This is a genomic window from Azonexus sp. (assembly GCF_041909095.1).
In the GTDB taxonomy this organism is placed as follows: domain Bacteria; phylum Pseudomonadota; class Gammaproteobacteria; order Burkholderiales; family Rhodocyclaceae; genus Azonexus.
Genome location: NZ_JAYREB010000007.1, coordinates 99789 through 114935 on the forward strand (window position 1 = coordinate 99789; position 15147 = coordinate 114935).

Consider the following 15147-nt stretch of genomic DNA (forward strand, 5'->3'; position numbering starts at 1 on the left):
TTGCCCATTCCCGATTCCCTGAACAAGAACCTGACGCTGCCGGTCATCTGCGCGCCGATGTTCATCGTCTCCAACCCGGACCTGGTGATCGCCCAGTGCAGGAGCGGCGTCATCGGTTCCTTTCCGGCGCTCAACGCCCGCCCGCAGGAAGTGCTCGACGACTGGCTGCTGCGCATCAAGCGCGAACTGGCTGCCGATCCGCAGGCGGCGCCGTTCGCGGTCAACCAGATCATCCATCCGTCGAACACCCGCCTCGAACACGACATGGCGCTGTGCGTGAAGCATGAGGTGCCGCTGATCATCACCAGCCTGTCGGCGCCGACGCAGATCGTGCCGCCCGTTCATGCTTACGGAGGCAAGGTCTTCCACGACGTGATCAGCGTGCGCCACGCCGAGAAGGCGCTGGAAGCCGGCGTCGACGGCCTGATCCTGGTCTGCGCCGGGGCCGGCGGCCATGCCGGCACGCTCAGCCCGTTCGCGCTGGTCGGCGAAATCCGCAAGTTCTACGACGGCCCGATCGCACTCTCCGGTTCGATCACCAACGGTTCGGCGGTTCTCGCCGCGCAGGCGATGGGCGCCGACTTCGCCTACATCGGCACGCGCTTCATCGCCACCAGCGAAGCCAACGCGGTCGACGCCTACAAGCAGGCGATCGTCGATTCGGCGGCCAAGGACGTCGTCTATACGCCGTACTTTACCGGCGTGCATGGCAACTACCTGAAGAAGAGCATCGTCGCTGCCGGCCTCGACCCGGACAACCTGCCCGACAAGGACAAGACGGCGATGAATTTCGGCGCCGCCGCCGCGGCCGGGCCGAAGGCCTGGAAGGAAATCTGGGGCGCCGGGCAGGGCGTCGGCACGATCGACCAGGTGCGTCCCGCCGCCGAGGTGATCGCCAGCATGCGCGAGGAATACCGGCGCGCCAAGGCGGCGCTGTGCAGCAACCCGTTCTGAACAAGACCATCAAAAGGAGATACAGACAATGAGCGACTACCGCGCCCCGATCAAGGACATGCGCTTCGTCATGGATGAACTGGCCGGCTTCAAGGAACTGAGCAGCCTGCCCGGACTCGAAGAGGCGACGCCGGACCTGGCCGATGCCATTCTCGACGAAGCGGCGAAGTTTTCCGGCGAAGTCATCGCCCCGTTGAACCGCGTCGGCGACCAGCAAGGCTGCCAGCTCGGCGCCGACGGCGTGAGCACGCCGGCCGGCTGGAAGGAAGCCTACGCCCAGTACCGCGACGCGGGCTGGAACGGCATCACGCTGCCGCCCGAGTTCGGCGGCCAGGGGCTGCCCGACACGCTCGGCATCGCCGCCAAGGAAATGCTCTGCTCGGCCAACATGGCCTTCAGCCTCGGTCCCTTGCTCACCACCGGCGCTGTCGAAGCGCTACTCACCTGTGCCAGCGACGAACTGAAGGCGATGTTCCTGGAAAAAATGGTGTCGGGCGAGTGGACCGGGACGATGAACCTGACCGAACCGCAGGCCGGCTCCGACCTGGCGCTGATCCGCTCGCGCGCCGAACCGCAGGGCGACGGCAGCTACCGCGTCTTCGGCCAGAAGATCTTCATCACCTACGGCGACCACGACATGACCGAGAACATCGTCCATCTCGTGCTCGCCCGCCTGCCCGACGCGCCGGCCGGGATCAAGGGCATCTCGATGTTCCTGGTCCCCAAGTTCCTGGTCAACGCGGACGGCAGCCTCGGCGCGCGCAACGACGCCTGGTGCATCTCGCTCGAACACAAGCTTGGCATCCATGCCAGCCCGACCTGCGTCATGGCCTACGGTGACAAGGGCGAGGGCGCCATCGGCTACCTGCTCGGCGAAGCCAATCGCGGCCTCGAATACATGTTCATCATGATGAACGAAGCCCGTCTCGGCGTCGGCCTGCAAGGCGTCGCCATCGGCGAGCGCGCCTACCAGCAGGCGCTGGCCTACGCCCGCGACCGCAAGCAGGGGCGCGACGCGCTGACCGGCGAAATGCTGGTGACCATCGACAAGCACCCGGACATCCGGCGCATGCTGATGCTCATGAAGTCGCGCGTCGAAGCGGCCCGCGCGCTGACTTACTACACCTCCGGCCTGCTCGACCGTGCCCGCCACTTGGCCGACGCCGAAGAACGCAAGAAGGCGCTGTGGCTGGCCGAATTCATGATTCCCATCGTCAAGGGTGGCGGTACCGAAATGGGCATCGAGGTCACCTCGCTCGGCATCCAGATTCACGGCGGCATGGGCTTCATCGAAGAAACCGGCGCCGCCCAGCACTTCCGCGACGCCCGCATCACGACGATCTACGAAGGCACCACCGGCATCCAGGCCAACGACCTCCTGTTCCGTAAGCTGATGCGCGACCAGGGCGCCACCGCGAAGCTCGTCTTCGGCGAAATCTACGCCACGGTCAAGACGCTGACCGCGAGCGGCAAGCCGGAACTGGCGGCGATCGCCCAGAAACTCGGCATCGCGCTGAAGATGTGGACCGACACCACCGAATGGCTGGCGGCCAACGCCAAAACCGGCCTCGGCGGCGTGCTGACCGCCGCCGTCCCCTACCTGAGCCTGGCCGTCGTCGTCTGCAACGGCTGGATGATGGCCAAGGCCGCACTGGCCGCTGCCGGCTATCTGGACAAGGGCGAGGGCGACCTGCCGTTCTACCGCGCCAAGCTGGCCAGCGCCCGCTTCTACGCCGACCAGATGCTGCCGCAGGCGATTGCCTTCGCCGAAACGGTCAAAGCCGGCGACGCGGCAATTGCCGGTCTCGGCGACGAACTGTTCGACGCCTGATTCTCCCGATTATCTCTGCGACCTCGCGTCTTTCGCCCCCGCCCGCCGGGGGCTTTTTTTTGGAGACCATCATGACTTTCCCCGAACTCAGCGCGATCGGACTCGAATTTGCCGACGGCGTCCTCGAAGCGACGCTGAACCGGCCGGACAAGGCCAACGCGCTCGACGATGCGCTGTGGCAGGAACTGCGCAGCCTCTTCGACTGGGCCGACGCGACGCCGTCGGTGCGCGTCGTCATCCTCGCCGGCGCCGGCCGCCACTTCTGCGCCGGCATCGACCTCGCCATGCTGGGCGGCGTCATGGCGCGCATCGCGCAAACTGACGAGGCGCGCAGCCGCGAAGCCTTGCGCCGCCTGATCGTCGACCTGCAGGATTGCCTGACGGCGGCCGAGCGCTGCCGCAAACCGGTCATCGCCGCGATCCAGGGCGCCTGCCTGGGCGGCGGTCTCGACCTCGCCTGCTGCTGCGACCTGCGCTACGCCAGCGCCGACGCGCGCTTCGCGGTGCGCGAGATCGACCTCGGCATGGTCGCCGACGTCGGCACGCTGCAGCGGCTGCCGCGCCTGATTCCGCCCGGCATCGCCCGCGAACTCGCCTACACCGGGCGCGAGTTCGCCGCCGACGAGGCGCTGCGCCATGGTTTCGTCAATGCCGTCAGCCCGGATGTCGACAGCCTGCTGGCCGACGTGCGCGAAACCGCCCGCGTCATTGCGAGCAAGTCGCCGCTCGCCATCCGCGGCAGCAAGGAAGTCCTCAACTACAGCCGCGATCATTCGGTTGCCGACGGCCTCGCTCACGTCGCAACCTGGAACGCCGCCATGCTGCTTTCAGCCGACCTGCGCGAGGCCGGCGCGGCGATGCGCGCCGGTCGCCCGCCGCTTTTCGCCGACTGAATGCAGGCGCGGCCAGCGCCTGTTATGCTGACCGGCCGCGCAGCAATCAAGGAGCAAGCATGGCCATCGGCTGGCTGACGATACTTTCCAACGTCCCCTGGTCCGACGTGATCAAGAACGCCCCGGCCGTCGCCGAAGGTGCCAGGAAACTCTGGCAGAAGGTCGGCAGCCGCAGTCCGGCCGCCGCCCCCGGCGCGCCTGTCGCGACCCCGGAAGACCAACTGGCCGCGCTGCAGCTCCGGGTCGACGAAATGCATGCGCAGTTGCAGAACGCCGGCGAGGTGATCCAGTCGCTCGCCGAGCAGAACGCGCAACTGATCGCCCGCGTCGAGAAGACCCGCCGCCGCCTGTTGCTGCTTGCGCTCGCCAACCTCGTCACCGCCGCCGTCGCGCTCGCCGCCTGGCTGCGCTGAGCTCTCTGGCAAAATCCGGATCGGGCATTTCGCCCTCTCCTTGAAGGCAGCAATCGTCAGTTCTTCCGCAGCTTACAACGCGGCGGCGAATTGCCGAGGCGCAACCCAATAGTCGGATTTTCCAGCAGTCCCGCCAGGCGGCAACGGCTTCGAATCACTGCTCGCTGGCGGAGGTTGGCCCAGCTTGCTTCGCCGCTTGAGGCTGATTTTCCATGTTGCCGACGACTGTCAAGTTACGTTTGTGAAGAACTTCGCCAATGCCTGAGAAATACGTGCGTGGATCGGTCGTCTTGTTTTCAAGGAGTGCATAGCCCATGCGCTCAAGCTCGGAAGCAGCGACCCGGTTGGCTTGCCATTTGCGCTGGAAATCTCCGCTTGTCGACAAGGTGATCAACAGTGCGGCGCCCACGGAGAGCAGGGCGGCAATATCTTTCTTTGTTTCGCCGTTCCTGATGATCGACTCGAATTTGAGAATGAGCCCGGCAAGGGTACTGCACAGGGCGGCACAGAATGTGAACCCCCAATACACACCACTCCATTTTGCGGCGTTGGACCTGGTTTCGACGTAGTTGTCCAGGATCGCCCGGGCGACGCGGGATTGATCGGTATTCTGCTGGCTGATCAGCGGCTGCAGCGCAGCGGTCAAGGCGTCGGCACGTGGCCAGTTCAGGGCTACGGCCAGGGAAATGGCGGCGATGGTGATGGCGACAAAAAACAGCTTTCGTTTGGAGGCGGCAGTGATCATTGCGGTGTCCTTGATGCCCAATGGTGCCATGGAAAAACGTCTGCTTGAGTTTTGGATCGTGCCGTGAATCATCTGGAATATCAAGGCGCCAAAACACATCGAAGGCAATCGACTCATCACTGCACCTCCTGGGCATCGGCGATGGCGCGGCGGAGCAGGGCGATGCCTGCGGCGATTTCCGCTTCGCTGGTGTTCAGTGCCGGCATCAGCCGCAGGCAGTGCGGGCGCGGCGCGTTGACCAGCAGGCCGCGGTCGCGGGCGTGGGCGACGATGGCCGGGCCGAGGTCGGCGCCGAGTTCGAGCGCGAGCAGGAAACCTTCACCGCGCACTGCGCCGAGGTCGAGTTCGGCGGACAGCACGCGCAGCGCCTCGGCAAGCTGCTCAGCGCGCTGCCGGCTGGCGGCGAGGAAGCCGTCGGCGAGCAGGGTGTCGAGTACGGCCAGCCCGGCGGCGCAGACCAGCGGGTTGCCGCAGTAGGTGCCGCCCTGGTCGCCTGGCGCGAAGCAGGAAGCGGCGCGGGTGGCGAGCAGGGCCGAGATCGGCAGGCCGCCGCCGAGGCCCTTGCCGAGCGTCATGATGTCCGGCTGGATGCCGTGCGCGCTATGGGCGAACAGGTGGCCGGTGCGACCGACGCCGGTCTGCACTTCGTCGACGATCAGCAGCAGTTGCCGCTCGTCGCACAACTGCCGCAACTGGCGCAGGAAGTCGCCGCTGGCCGGGATGACGCCGGCTTCGCCCTGGATCGGTTCGAGCATGACGGCGACGGTTTTTGGCCCGATCAGCCGCTCGACGGTGGCGATGTCGTTCAGCTGCGCTTTCGGAAAGCCCGCCACCTGTGGCGCGAACAGCGTATCCCAGCCGGGCTTGCCGCTCGCCGACATGGTCGCCAGCGTGCGCCCGTGGAAGCCGTCGACGAAGGTGACGATCTCGTGCGCGCCGCCCTTGTGCAACTGCCCCCACTTGCGCGCCAGCTTGATCGCGCCTTCGTTGGCCTCGGCGCCGGAGCTAGCGAAGAAGACGTGGTCGAAGCCGCTGTGCGCGGTCAGTTTTTCGGCCAAGCGCATCGCTGGCAGGTTGTGGAAGGCCGGGCCGGGGTTGAGCAGCGTCGCCGCCTGTTGCGCGACGGCATCGACGATCACCTGCGGCGAATGGCCCAGGCAATTGACCGCCCAGCCTTGCATCCAGTCGAGGTAGCGGCGGCCTTCGGCATCGAACAGCCAGGCGCCTTCACCGCGGACGAAGAGGGCGTCCGGGCGGGCGGCGATCGGCATCAGGCTGGCGGGAGTGGGAAGGGATGCGGGATGGTTCACGGACGACTCCTTGCGTTGAGAAAAACACGGGGAAAACAAAAAGGCCACGGGGTGAGCCGTGGCCTGGTGCGAAAAAGCGGGGGGTGACGCTAGGGTTGCGTCGGCGCCGTTGGTTGGCGCGCTGCCATCCGCCGTCGCTGCGCGTACGCGCGGCCCGGCTCGCCCGATTGACGTCGGGCGGCGCTGTGGCGTCGGCGGAGTGCGTTGGCGGTGAAGTTCATGGGGGCAGTGTCGGCGAGCGGCCGGCCGCCTGTCAAGCGCCGATCAGTCGTGCAGCGACGGCAGTTCGTCGTCGACGATGCGGACCCGCAACAGGCGCTGGAAGAACAGGCTGTTGGGCACCTGCAGCAAGGTCGGTTCGCGGTCGGGCAGGGTTTCGCGGATGGTCGTGTAGATCAGCCGGATGTCCAGCACCTCGCCGCCGAGGCCGGGCTTGTCGCCGTTCTCCAGGATCTCGATGTGGTCGTGCAGGCGAAAGGGCCGGGTGGTGTAGATCAGCACCGCGCAGAAGATGTTGGAAAGCACGCTCCAGGCGGCGAAGAAGGCCACCGCGGCGACCGTCGCGAAGCCGGTGATGGCGGTCCACAGCACCGCGCCGGAGACGTTGAAGCGGTCGAGCACGAGCAGGACGACGCCGAAGAAGATGACGATGCTGGCGAAGCGTCGGCCGCCGACGATCAACTCGAGCGGGAGGTTGTGGCTGCGCACCAGGCGGGTGATGATGCGCACGACGAGGCTGCGCAGCAGCAGCGCGGCGGCGACGATGAGGACGATCTGCAGGCCGAGCGTGATGACGTCCAGCCAGGGATGCGCCCAGTCGGGGAGGTAGTCCTTCATGGCGTGGCAGCCGGCTTGCCGGCGTTGTTCGTAGAGGGCATGGGCATTCCAGCGGCGTCGGGAAGACCGATTATCCGGTCAGCCCGGCGGGCGATCAAGGCTGGTCGCTCAGGTGATCTGCTTGTTCACCGCCCACACCGCGGCTTCGACGCGGGAGCGGAACTTGAGTTTCTTCAGCAGGTTGCGGATGTGCACCTTGACCGTGCTTTCCATGATGTCGAGCTCGCGGGCGATCAGCTTGTTCGACTTGCCGGCGGCCAGGCAGCGCAGGATTGCCGTTTCGCGCTCGGTCAGGCTGGCCTGGCTACGCGTCTCGCCGAGGCTTTCCTGGCGCAGCGCCAGGGTCAGCAGGCCGATCAGCTCCGGGCTGATCGCGTCCTGGCCGTCCATCGCGCTGCGGATCAGGCGCAGCATGTCGTTGGGGTCGGCGTCCTTCAGCACGTAGCCGTCGGAGCCGGCGCGGATGGCGGCGATCAGGTCTTCGGCGGCGTTGGAGACGGTGAGGATGAGGATGCGGGCAGCGATGTCGGCATCGCGCATGGCGCGCAGCGTTTCGATGCCGCCCAGTCCCTTCATGTTGAGGTCGAGCAGGATCAGGTCGGGGTCAAGCTGGCGGGCAAGTTCCAGCCCTTCCTCGCCGCTCGCCGCCTCGCCGACGATCTCGAAGCCGGGTTCGAGGCTGAGCAGCTGGCAGACGCCGCGCCGGAACAGCGGGTGGTCGTCGATGACCAGGGTGCGGGTGAGCGGGGCAGTGGCGTTCATCGGTTTTCCTTGGCGCTGAATTGTTCGGGGCGAAAGCCCAGGCAGACGAGGGTGCCGCCTTCCGGCGGGCTGACGACCTCGACGCTGCCGTCGAGGATCTGCGCCCGGTCGCGCATGATGATCAGCCCGTAGTGGTTGCGCGGCGGCGTCTCCGGGTTGAAGCCGCGGCCGTTGTCGCGGACGCAGACGCGGACGCGGCGGTCGTCGTCGAGGCCGATCTCGATGCCGGCGCTGCTCGCCTTGGCGTGCTTCTCGATGTTGGCGAGCGCTTCGCGGATGATGCGGATGACGTGCATCTCCTCGTTGGCGGTGAGGACGATGCCGGACAGCCGGTTGTCGAGGGCGATGGCGAAACCGCACTTGCGCGAGAATTCCTCGACGGTTTCCTGCAGCGCGGCGCTGAAGCCGCGCTCGTCGAGGCGCAGGCGGAAGGTGGTGATCAGCTCGCGCAGTTCGCGGTAGGCGGCGTTGAGGCCGACCTTCAGCTCTTCGGCAATCGGCGTTGCCTGCGGGTTGTCGCCGAGATGCTTCTCCAGCCGGGTGACCTGGATCTTCAGGTAGCTCAGCGACTGGGCGATCGAATCGTGCAGTTCGCGGGCGATCACCGCGCGTTCCTCGAGTACCGCCAGACGGTGGCGTTCCTCGGTGCGCCGCATGTTGACCAGGGCGTTCGAAATCTGCCGGCTGACGGTTTCCAGCGTGCGCAGCTTGTCGCGCGGCAGCGGCATGGCGCTGTCGAGCATGACCGGCATCACGCCGTGCAGCGATTCGTTGCCGCCGAGCGGGAAGACGATCATCTGCCGGCCGTCGGCGGTGCGCCCGGTCTGCTGTTCCGGCGCCAGGGTGGCCTGGTGGAAGCAGGTGGCGCAGTCGCGTTCGGCGCGCAGCCGGAGGTTTTCGCCGGGGCTCAGGCTGCCGACCACCTGCTGCGCCGGAAACTGCCCGTGTTCGCTGATGCAGATCGCGTTGTGGCCAAGTTCGAGCGCTTCCTCGATCTCGCGCAGCACCTGGTGGATGGTTTCCAGGCCGAGGTCGCCGGAAGACAACTGCTGGCTGGTCCGGTACAGGAGTTCGAGCGACTGGTTGGTGCGCGTCAGCGCCTCGGTCTTCTGCGCCACCTTGGCTTCGAGCTGGCCGTACATGCTGGTGATCTCGTCCATCATGGTGTTGAAGGCCTGGCCGAGCTGGCCGAGTTCGTCGGGGGCGGTGTGGCGGACGCGGGCGCCGAAGGAGCCGGCGGTGACGCTGCGCGCCGCCTTCAGCAGGTCGGCGAGCGGCCGGAACAGCAGCTTGCGCAGCATCCAGGAGGTGATCAGGCTGACCACGATCAACAAGCCGAAGAGTGCGAATTGTGTGGCGCGCAGCAGGCGGATGCGCTCCTCGAGGTCGAGTTCGATCAGTTGCACGACCTCGTCGATGCGGTTGACGAAACCGGGAATGTCCTGCGCCAGTTGCTGGATCGCTTCCGGGCTGGCGCTGCCTTCCGGCGCGGTGGCGACGCGCGCCAGCGGGCGGATTTCCTCTTCCCAGCGCTGGCGCACCTGCGCCAGCAACTGGTCGAGCGCCGAACCGGTATGGCCGGCGACCGCGCGTTCCAGCGTTTCCAGGCGGCGCTCGAACTGCTCCAGCGTTTGTCCGGCGAACGGCCGGCGGTCGGCCTGCTGCAGTTCGCTGAGCAGGCGGTAGCTGGTCATGCGCAGCGAACCGGAAAGGTTGATCGCGCTTGCCTTGCCGACGCTGCTGTCGGCGATCACCGTCGAGATCAGTACGGAGAGGAAGGAGAGGGTGGCCAGGACGACCATGGCCAGGCCAATGCGGGCCAGGATGGAATGGCGCAGGGTGTTGAGCAGGGCGGGGATCACGGGCGGCGCGGGCGAAGACTCGGGCATCGGGCGGTCCATTATCGAAGATCGGCTGGCCAAAAGCGACAGGGGGGCGCTCCGGCCCCCCGCTGTCCCCGCTATCTGGCCGCGGGCGGCGCTTCCGGCTTGGCCGGTTGCGGCGGATGGAACTGCTCGGGCGTGGCGCCTTCCGCATTGGCTGCGCCGATCGACTGATTAACCTCGGGCAGCGAGTGGGCGATGCCCTTGTGGCAGTCGATGCAGGTCTTGCCCTCGTTGAGTCCGGTCTGGTGCATGCGTGCCGAGCGGCTGCCCTGGACGCCGTAGTCGAAGTACTCGAAATTGTGACAGTTGCGGCATTCGCGCGAGTCGGTCGACTTCATCCGGTCCCATTCATGCTGGGCCAGGGTGAGACGCTTGGCGTTGAACTTCTCCGGCGTGTCGATCGAGCCCAGGACCTTGTGCAGCACTTCATTCGAGGCCTGGATCTTGCGCCAGATCTTCGGTCCCCATTCCTTCGGCACGTGGCAGTCCGGGCAGGTGGCGCGGACGCCGGAACGGTTCGAGTAATGGACCGTGTTGCGGTACTCCCGATAGACGTTTTCCTCCATCTCGTGACAGGAGATGCAGAAGGCTTCGCGGTTGGTCCATTCCATCGCCGTGTTGAAGGCGCCCCAGAAAACGATGCCGGCGACGAAGATGCCAGCCAGCGCCAGCGGGCCGATCACGTTGACGCGGGCCATCGCCCAGCTACCGATGGCCTTGAGACGGGATATGAGTGCTTGCATGATGATCTTCCTCCCTGGTCGGCGCTCAGTGGCCGATGCCTTCGGCGGCCTGGAAACGGTTGCCGACCAGCGGCTTGGCGTCGGCCTGCGGGACGTGGCACTGCAGGCAGAAGTAGCGGCGCGGCGAGATGTTGGAGAGTTCCTGGCCGTCGCGCGTCTTGAAGTGGGTCAGCGAGACCTTGGTCGCGCCGGTTTCCTTGTAGCGGGTCCAGGCGTGGCAATCCATGCACTTGTTGAAGTTCTTGGTCACCGTGTAGGTCTCGACCTTGTGCGGGATCAGCGGCGGCTGCTGGACGTAGTTGCGTTCGATCGGCGCCCGGTCCTTCTCGGATTTGAAGGGGTCGGCGGACTCCGTGTCGGCGCCCTGGATTTCGCTGCCGCGCAGCGATTTCAGCTTCGGTTCGGCAACTGCCGAGGTCAGCGAGGTGAGGGCCAGGAAAACCGCCAGGACGGCGGAGGAAAACAGGCGGCTCGTAGTGTTCATGAATCGCTCCTTTGGTCGAACCGATGAGTAAAGTTGAAGACGTTCTTGGCGCAGACGTCGATGCAACGTCCGCAGGCAGTGCAGTCCCGGTCGAGAATCACCGGGGAAACCTGGCCGTCCTGCTTGAGTGCGGGACGGATCACCTGCGGCTCGGGGCAGACGGCGAAACAGTCCATGCAGTCGTTGCAGGCGGCGCGCTGGCTGGCCGCCACGCGGAGCAGCCCCTTGGGCCCGAGCAGGCCGTAGAAGGCGCCCATCGGACAGAGGTGGCCGCACCAGCCGCGGCTGGCGACCAGCAGGTCGTAGAGAAAAACCAGTAGAAGCACGCTCAGGGTCATCGTCATGCCGCCGGCGAGGGCGCCGGCCAGCCCCTGGATCAGGCTGCGCTGCATCAGGTGCACCGGGTTGACGGTTTCCCAGACCAGGCTGCCGCTCAGCGCGGCAAGCCCGAAGACGGCGCCGAGCAGCCAGTAGCGGGTGGCGGCATCGGGCACACGGCCGGTCTTGATGGCGAGCCGGCGGCGCAGCCAGGCCGCGCTGTCGGTCACTGCGTTGACCGGGCAGACCCAGGCGCAGAAGACGCGGCCGCCGATCAGGTTGTAGGCGACGAGAACCAGCGCTGCACCGAGCAGCCCGCTCAGCGCCGGCATGAAACCGGCGGCCAGCGACTGCAGCAGGACGAAGGGGTCGCTCAGCGGCAGCAGGTCGAAGGTCAGCGACGAGGCCAGGTTGCCCTTGGCGATCCACAGGCCGAACCACGGCCCGCTGAGGAACAGCGAGAGCACCAGCAACTGGCTGGCGCGGCGCAACAGCAACCAGCGCTGGGCGGCCCACCAGCCCTTGCTGCGGATGGCTTCGCGTCCGGCGCTCATGGCTTCCATTCCGAGTTGAGGCGAGTGTCGCCGGGAGCCTTGTCTTCCAGGCCGCGTACCGGCATCTGCATTTGTTCGCCGATTAGCGATCCGCCGTGGCGTTCCTTCTCTTCCCAGCCCTTGCGGTAATGTTCGGGCAGCGCGCCCTGGGCGAGCGGCCTGGGCAGTACCTTGATCGCCGGCGTCGGCAGCACGCAGGCCTTTTCGCACTTGCCGCAGCCGGTGCAATGATCGGCGTGTACCGTCGGCAGGAGCAGCGCGTGGCGGTCGGAGCGCGGGTTGTGCAGCTTTTCCAGGGTGATCGCCTGGTCGATCACCGGGCACACCCGGTAACAGACGTCGCAACGCAGGCCCAGGAAGTTGAGGCAGGATTCATGGTCGATCAGCACCGCCAGACCCATCCGGGCGTTGTTGATCTCGGTCAGCCGATGGTCGAGCGCCGACGACGGGCAGGCCTTGATGCAGGGAATGTCCTCGCACATCTCGCACGGCACATTACGCGCCGTGAACACCGGCGTGCCGGTGGCCAGGCCGTCGCCCGGCGTGGCCAGGCGCAAGGTGCCGTAGGGGCAGGCCTGGACGCACAGCCCGCAACGCAGGCAGGCGCCGGCGAAGTCGGCTTCCGGCAGGGCGCCGGGCGGGCGCAGCGCCTGCGCCGGACGGGCCGCCGCCGGCGGCATGGCGAACAGCGAACCCAGCGCCAGCGCACCGGCGCCGCCGGCTGCGGCGGCGATGCGATTGAGGAATTTCCGGCGCGCCTGGGAGGCAAGCGCGCCGGCTTCCTTTCTCTGCTGGTGGGTGGGTTCGGGTTTCACGGTGGTTTACCGGTGGCTTCTTGACTCAGGCGCGGACGATCTTGACGGCGCACTTCTTGTAGTCCGTTTCCTTGGAAATCGGACAGGTGGCGTCGAGCGTCAGCTTGTTGACCAGCTTGCCTTCGTCGAAGAAGGGGATGAAGACAAGGCCCAGCGGCGGCTTGTTGCGGCCCTTGGTCTCGACGCGCAGCTGGATTTCGCCGCGCCGCGAGGCGACCTTGACCTTCATGCCGCGCTGGATGCCGCGCTTCTTGGCGTCGTCCGGGTGCATGAAGACGACGGCTTCGGGCACCGAGCGGTGCAGTTCGGGAACGCGCCGGGTCATCGTGCCGGTGTGCCAGTGTTCGAGAACGCGGCCGGTACACAACCAGAGGTCGAACTCGTTGTCCGGCTTTTCCGGCGGGTCCTGGTAGGGCAGGGCGAAGATCACCGCCTTGCCGTCCTTGTGCCCGTAGAAGCGGATGCCTTCGCCGGCCTTGACGTAGGGGTCGTAGCCTTCACGGAAGCGCCACAGCGTTTCCTTGCCGCCGACCACCGGCCAGCGCAGGCCGCGCGCCTTGTGATAGAGGTCGAAGTCGGCGAGGTCGTGGCCGTGGCCGCGACCGAACATCGCGTATTCCTCGAACAGGCCCTTCTGCAGGTAGAAGCCGAGTTCCTTCGACTCCTCGTTGCTATAGCCCTTGATCGCGTGGCCGTTGGCCTTTTCCAGATCGGCGAGCGGGAACTTGTTGACCTGGCCGTTCTTGTAGAGCACGTCGAACAGCGTCTTGCCCTTCAGTTGCGGCGCCTTGGCGATCAGGTCGGCCGGCCAGACTTCCTCGACCTTGAAACGCTTGGAGAATTCGATGTACTGCCAGAGGTCGGACCTGGCGTCGCCCGGTGCCTTGACCTGCTGCCGCCAGAACTGGGTGCGCCGCTCGGCGTTGCCGAAGGCGCCTTCCTTTTCGGTCCACATTGCGGACGGCAGGACGAGGTCGGCGGCCATCGCCGAAACCGTCGGGTAGCAGTCGGAAACGACGACGAAGGCTTCCGGATTGCGCCAGCCCGGGTAGATTTCCCCGTTGATGTTGGGGCCGGCCTGCATGTTGTTGGTCGTTGACGTCCAGTAGCACTTGATCTTGCCGTCCTTCAGCGCGCGGCTCTGGGCCACGGCGTGGTAGCCGACCTTGGCGCTGATCGTGCCGTCCGGCAGCTTCCAGATTTCCTCGCTGTGCTTGCGGTGCTCGGGGTTCGTCACCACCAGGTCGGCCGGCAGGCGGTGGGCGAAGGTGCCCACTTCGCGCGCCGTGCCGCAGGCGGAGGGCTGGCCGGTCAGCGAGAACGGTCCGTTGCCCGGTTCGGAAATCTTGCCGACCAGCAGGTGCACGTTGTAGATCATGTTGTTCACCCAGGTGCCGCGGGTGTGCTGGTTGAAGCCCATGGTCCAGAAACTGACCACCTTCTTCTTCGGGTCGGCGTAGATTTCCGCCAGCTTCTTCAGGCGGTCGGCGGGGACGCCGGAGATCTTGCTGACCTTTTCCAGCGTGTAGTCGGCGACGAACTTCTTGAATTCCTCGAAGCTGATCGGCTTGGCGGCGCCGGTATCGCCCTTCGGCTTGCCGTCGGCACCGGGGTAGCCGTTCGACTTGGCGTCCTTTTCCAGCGCGTGCGCCGGACGCAGGCCGAAGCCGATGTCGGTTTCGCCCATCTTGAAATTGACGTGCTTGTCGACGAAGGCCTTGTTGACCTTGCCCGACTGGATGATGTGGTTGCAGATGTAGTTGAGGATGGCGAGGTCGGTCTGCGGCACGAAGATCATGCCGTTGTCGGCCAGTTCGAAGCTGCGGTGCTCGAAGGTGGACAGCACGTGGACCTGGGCGTCGGTGTGGGTCAGCCGGCGGTCGGTGATGCGCGACCAGAGGATCGGGTGCATCTCCGCCATGTTCGAGCCCCAGAGCACGAAGGCGTCGGCGTTCTCGATGTCGTCGTAGCAGCCCATCGGCTCGTCGATGCCGAAGGTGCGCATGAAGCCGGCGACGGCCGAAGCCATGCAGTGGCGGGCGTTGGGGTCGAGGTTGTTGGAGCGGAAACCGGCCTTCCACAGCTTGCTGGCGGCGTAGCCTTCCCAGATCGTCCATTGCCCGGAGCCGAACATGGCGACGGTCGATACCATCTCGTTCAGCGGCTTGCCGGCGTTGGCCTTCAAGTCGGCGGCGAGTGCCGCCTTCCACTTCTGTTCCATGATGTCGAAGGCCTGCTTCCAGGTGATCGGCTGGAAGTCGCCGTCCTTGTCGAACTTGCCATTCTTCATCCGCAGCAGCGGCTGGGTCAGGCGATCCTCGCCGTACATGATCTTCGACAGGAAGTAGCCCTTGATGCAGTTGAGGCCACGGTTGACCGGCGCGTCCGGGTCGCCCTGGGTGGCGACGATACGTCCCTTCTGCACGCCGACCAGCACCGAGCAGCCGGTGCCGCAGAAGCGGCAGGCCGCCTTGTCCCAGCGGATGTCGGTGGACGCGGCAGCGGCTTGCGGCGCGGCGATGCCGGCCAGCGGCATCCCGGCGGTTGCCGCGGCGGCGGCGACGGCCTGTGTCTTCAGGAACTCACGTCGATTCATGCTCAT

The 15147-nt window shown here is 66.3% G+C and carries 14 protein-coding genes; 4 read left to right on the forward strand and 10 right to left on the reverse strand.

The window, feature by feature from the left end; all coding sequences use genetic code 11:
• The 4 genes from ACE3OV_RS13585 (at position 1) to ACE3OV_RS13600 (ending at position 4091) form a co-directional block, all read left to right on the forward strand.
• Positions 1–954, forward strand: coding sequence for an NAD(P)H-dependent flavin oxidoreductase (locus tag ACE3OV_RS13585; RefSeq protein WP_374327824.1), 954 nt, complete (start codon positions 1–3; stop codon positions 952–954).
• 28 nt (positions 955–982) lie between these two features.
• Complete coding sequence (locus ACE3OV_RS13590) at positions 983–2785, forward strand: acyl-CoA dehydrogenase C-terminal domain-containing protein (protein ID WP_374327825.1); 1803 nt, start codon at positions 983–985, stop codon at positions 2783–2785.
• Positions 2786–2856: 71 nt separating this feature from the next.
• Positions 2857–3678: a crotonase/enoyl-CoA hydratase family protein gene (locus ACE3OV_RS13595; protein ID WP_374327827.1), complete on the forward strand. Its 822-nt coding sequence runs from the start codon at positions 2857–2859 to the stop codon at positions 3676–3678.
• A 59-nt stretch (positions 3679–3737) separates the two neighbouring features.
• Positions 3738–4091, forward strand: coding sequence for a hypothetical protein (locus tag ACE3OV_RS13600; RefSeq protein ID WP_374327828.1), 354 nt, complete (start codon positions 3738–3740; stop codon positions 4089–4091).
• 154 nt (positions 4092–4245) lie between these two features.
• Here the strand turns inward: ACE3OV_RS13600 and ACE3OV_RS13605 are convergent, their stop codons facing one another.
• The 10 genes from ACE3OV_RS13605 to napA all read right to left on the reverse strand — a co-directional run bounded on the left by ACE3OV_RS13605 (position 4246) and on the right by napA (position 15147).
• A complete protein-coding gene (locus ACE3OV_RS13605) occupies positions 4246–4953 on the reverse strand; it encodes a hypothetical protein (protein WP_374327829.1) in 708 nt (235 codons plus the stop codon).
• A complete protein-coding gene (locus ACE3OV_RS13610) occupies positions 4953–6146 on the reverse strand; it encodes an acetylornithine transaminase (RefSeq protein ID WP_374327831.1) in 1194 nt (397 codons plus the stop codon). Before ACE3OV_RS13610 ends, ACE3OV_RS13605 begins: the two co-directional genes overlap by 1 nt.
• 264 nt (positions 6147–6410) lie before the next feature.
• A complete protein-coding gene (locus ACE3OV_RS13615) occupies positions 6411–6983 on the reverse strand; it encodes a mechanosensitive ion channel domain-containing protein (RefSeq protein ID WP_374327832.1) in 573 nt (190 codons plus the stop codon).
• A 108-nt stretch (positions 6984–7091) separates the two neighbouring features.
• Positions 7092–7745 (reverse strand): two-component system response regulator NarL, encoded by a 654-nt coding sequence (gene narL / locus ACE3OV_RS13620; RefSeq protein ID WP_374327833.1) that lies wholly within the window; start codon positions 7743–7745, stop codon positions 7092–7094.
• On the reverse strand, positions 7742–9607 hold the full coding sequence (locus ACE3OV_RS13625) for a histidine kinase (protein ID WP_374327834.1): 1866 nt from the start codon (positions 9605–9607) through the stop codon (positions 7742–7744). Before ACE3OV_RS13625 ends, narL begins: the two co-directional genes overlap by 4 nt.
• Before the next feature lie 98 nt (positions 9608–9705).
• The gene (locus ACE3OV_RS13630) at positions 9706–10329 is read right to left on the reverse strand and encodes a NapC/NirT family cytochrome c (protein WP_374327931.1); all 624 of its coding nucleotides are present in this window, start codon (positions 10327–10329) and stop codon (positions 9706–9708) included.
• A gap of 70 nt (positions 10330–10399) precedes the next feature.
• Positions 10400–10858 carry a nitrate reductase cytochrome c-type subunit gene (locus ACE3OV_RS13635; RefSeq protein ID WP_374327835.1) on the reverse strand — a complete coding sequence of 153 codons (459 nt, stop codon included), beginning with the start codon at positions 10856–10858 and terminating at the stop codon, positions 10400–10402.
• Complete coding sequence (gene napH / locus ACE3OV_RS13640; RefSeq protein ID WP_374327836.1) at positions 10855–11739, reverse strand: quinol dehydrogenase ferredoxin subunit NapH; 885 nt, start codon at positions 11737–11739, stop codon at positions 10855–10857. The genes ACE3OV_RS13635 and napH overlap by 4 nt, the downstream gene beginning before the upstream one ends.
• A complete protein-coding gene (napG, locus tag ACE3OV_RS13645) occupies positions 11727–12545 on the reverse strand; it encodes a ferredoxin-type protein NapG (RefSeq protein WP_374327837.1) in 819 nt (272 codons plus the stop codon). Before napG ends, napH begins: the two co-directional genes overlap by 13 nt.
• A 25-nt stretch (positions 12546–12570) precedes the next feature.
• A complete protein-coding gene (napA, locus tag ACE3OV_RS13650) occupies positions 12571–15147 on the reverse strand; it encodes a nitrate reductase catalytic subunit NapA (RefSeq protein WP_374327838.1) in 2577 nt (858 codons plus the stop codon).

What these genes read in the sequence shown, in the direction of transcription:
- napA (WP_374327838.1), bottom strand. Translation starts at nt 15,147, where the DNA reads ATGAGCATGAATCGACGTGAGTTCCTGAAGACACAGGCCGTCGCCGCC.
- ACE3OV_RS13590 (WP_374327825.1), top strand. Translation starts at nt 983, where the DNA reads ATGAGCGACTACCGCGCCCCGATCAAGGACATGCGCTTCGTCATGGAT.
- napH (WP_374327836.1), bottom strand. Translation starts at nt 11,739, where the DNA reads ATGGAAGCCATGAGCGCCGGACGCGAAGCCATCCGCAGCAAGGGCTGG.
- ACE3OV_RS13615 (WP_374327832.1), bottom strand. Translation starts at nt 6,983, where the DNA reads ATGAAGGACTACCTCCCCGACTGGGCGCATCCCTGGCTGGACGTCATC.
- ACE3OV_RS13635 (WP_374327835.1), bottom strand. Translation starts at nt 10,858, where the DNA reads ATGAACACTACGAGCCGCCTGTTTTCCTCCGCCGTCCTGGCGGTTTTC.
- ACE3OV_RS13600 (WP_374327828.1), top strand. Translation starts at nt 3,738, where the DNA reads ATGGCCATCGGCTGGCTGACGATACTTTCCAACGTCCCCTGGTCCGAC.
- ACE3OV_RS13630 (WP_374327931.1), bottom strand. Translation starts at nt 10,329, where the DNA reads ATGGCCCGCGTCAACGTGATCGGCCCGCTGGCGCTGGCTGGCATCTTC.
- narL (WP_374327833.1), bottom strand. Translation starts at nt 7,745, where the DNA reads ATGAACGCCACTGCCCCGCTCACCCGCACCCTGGTCATCGACGACCAC.
- ACE3OV_RS13595 (WP_374327827.1), top strand. Translation starts at nt 2,857, where the DNA reads ATGACTTTCCCCGAACTCAGCGCGATCGGACTCGAATTTGCCGACGGC.
- ACE3OV_RS13605 (WP_374327829.1), bottom strand. Translation starts at nt 4,953, where the DNA reads ATGAGTCGATTGCCTTCGATGTGTTTTGGCGCCTTGATATTCCAGATG.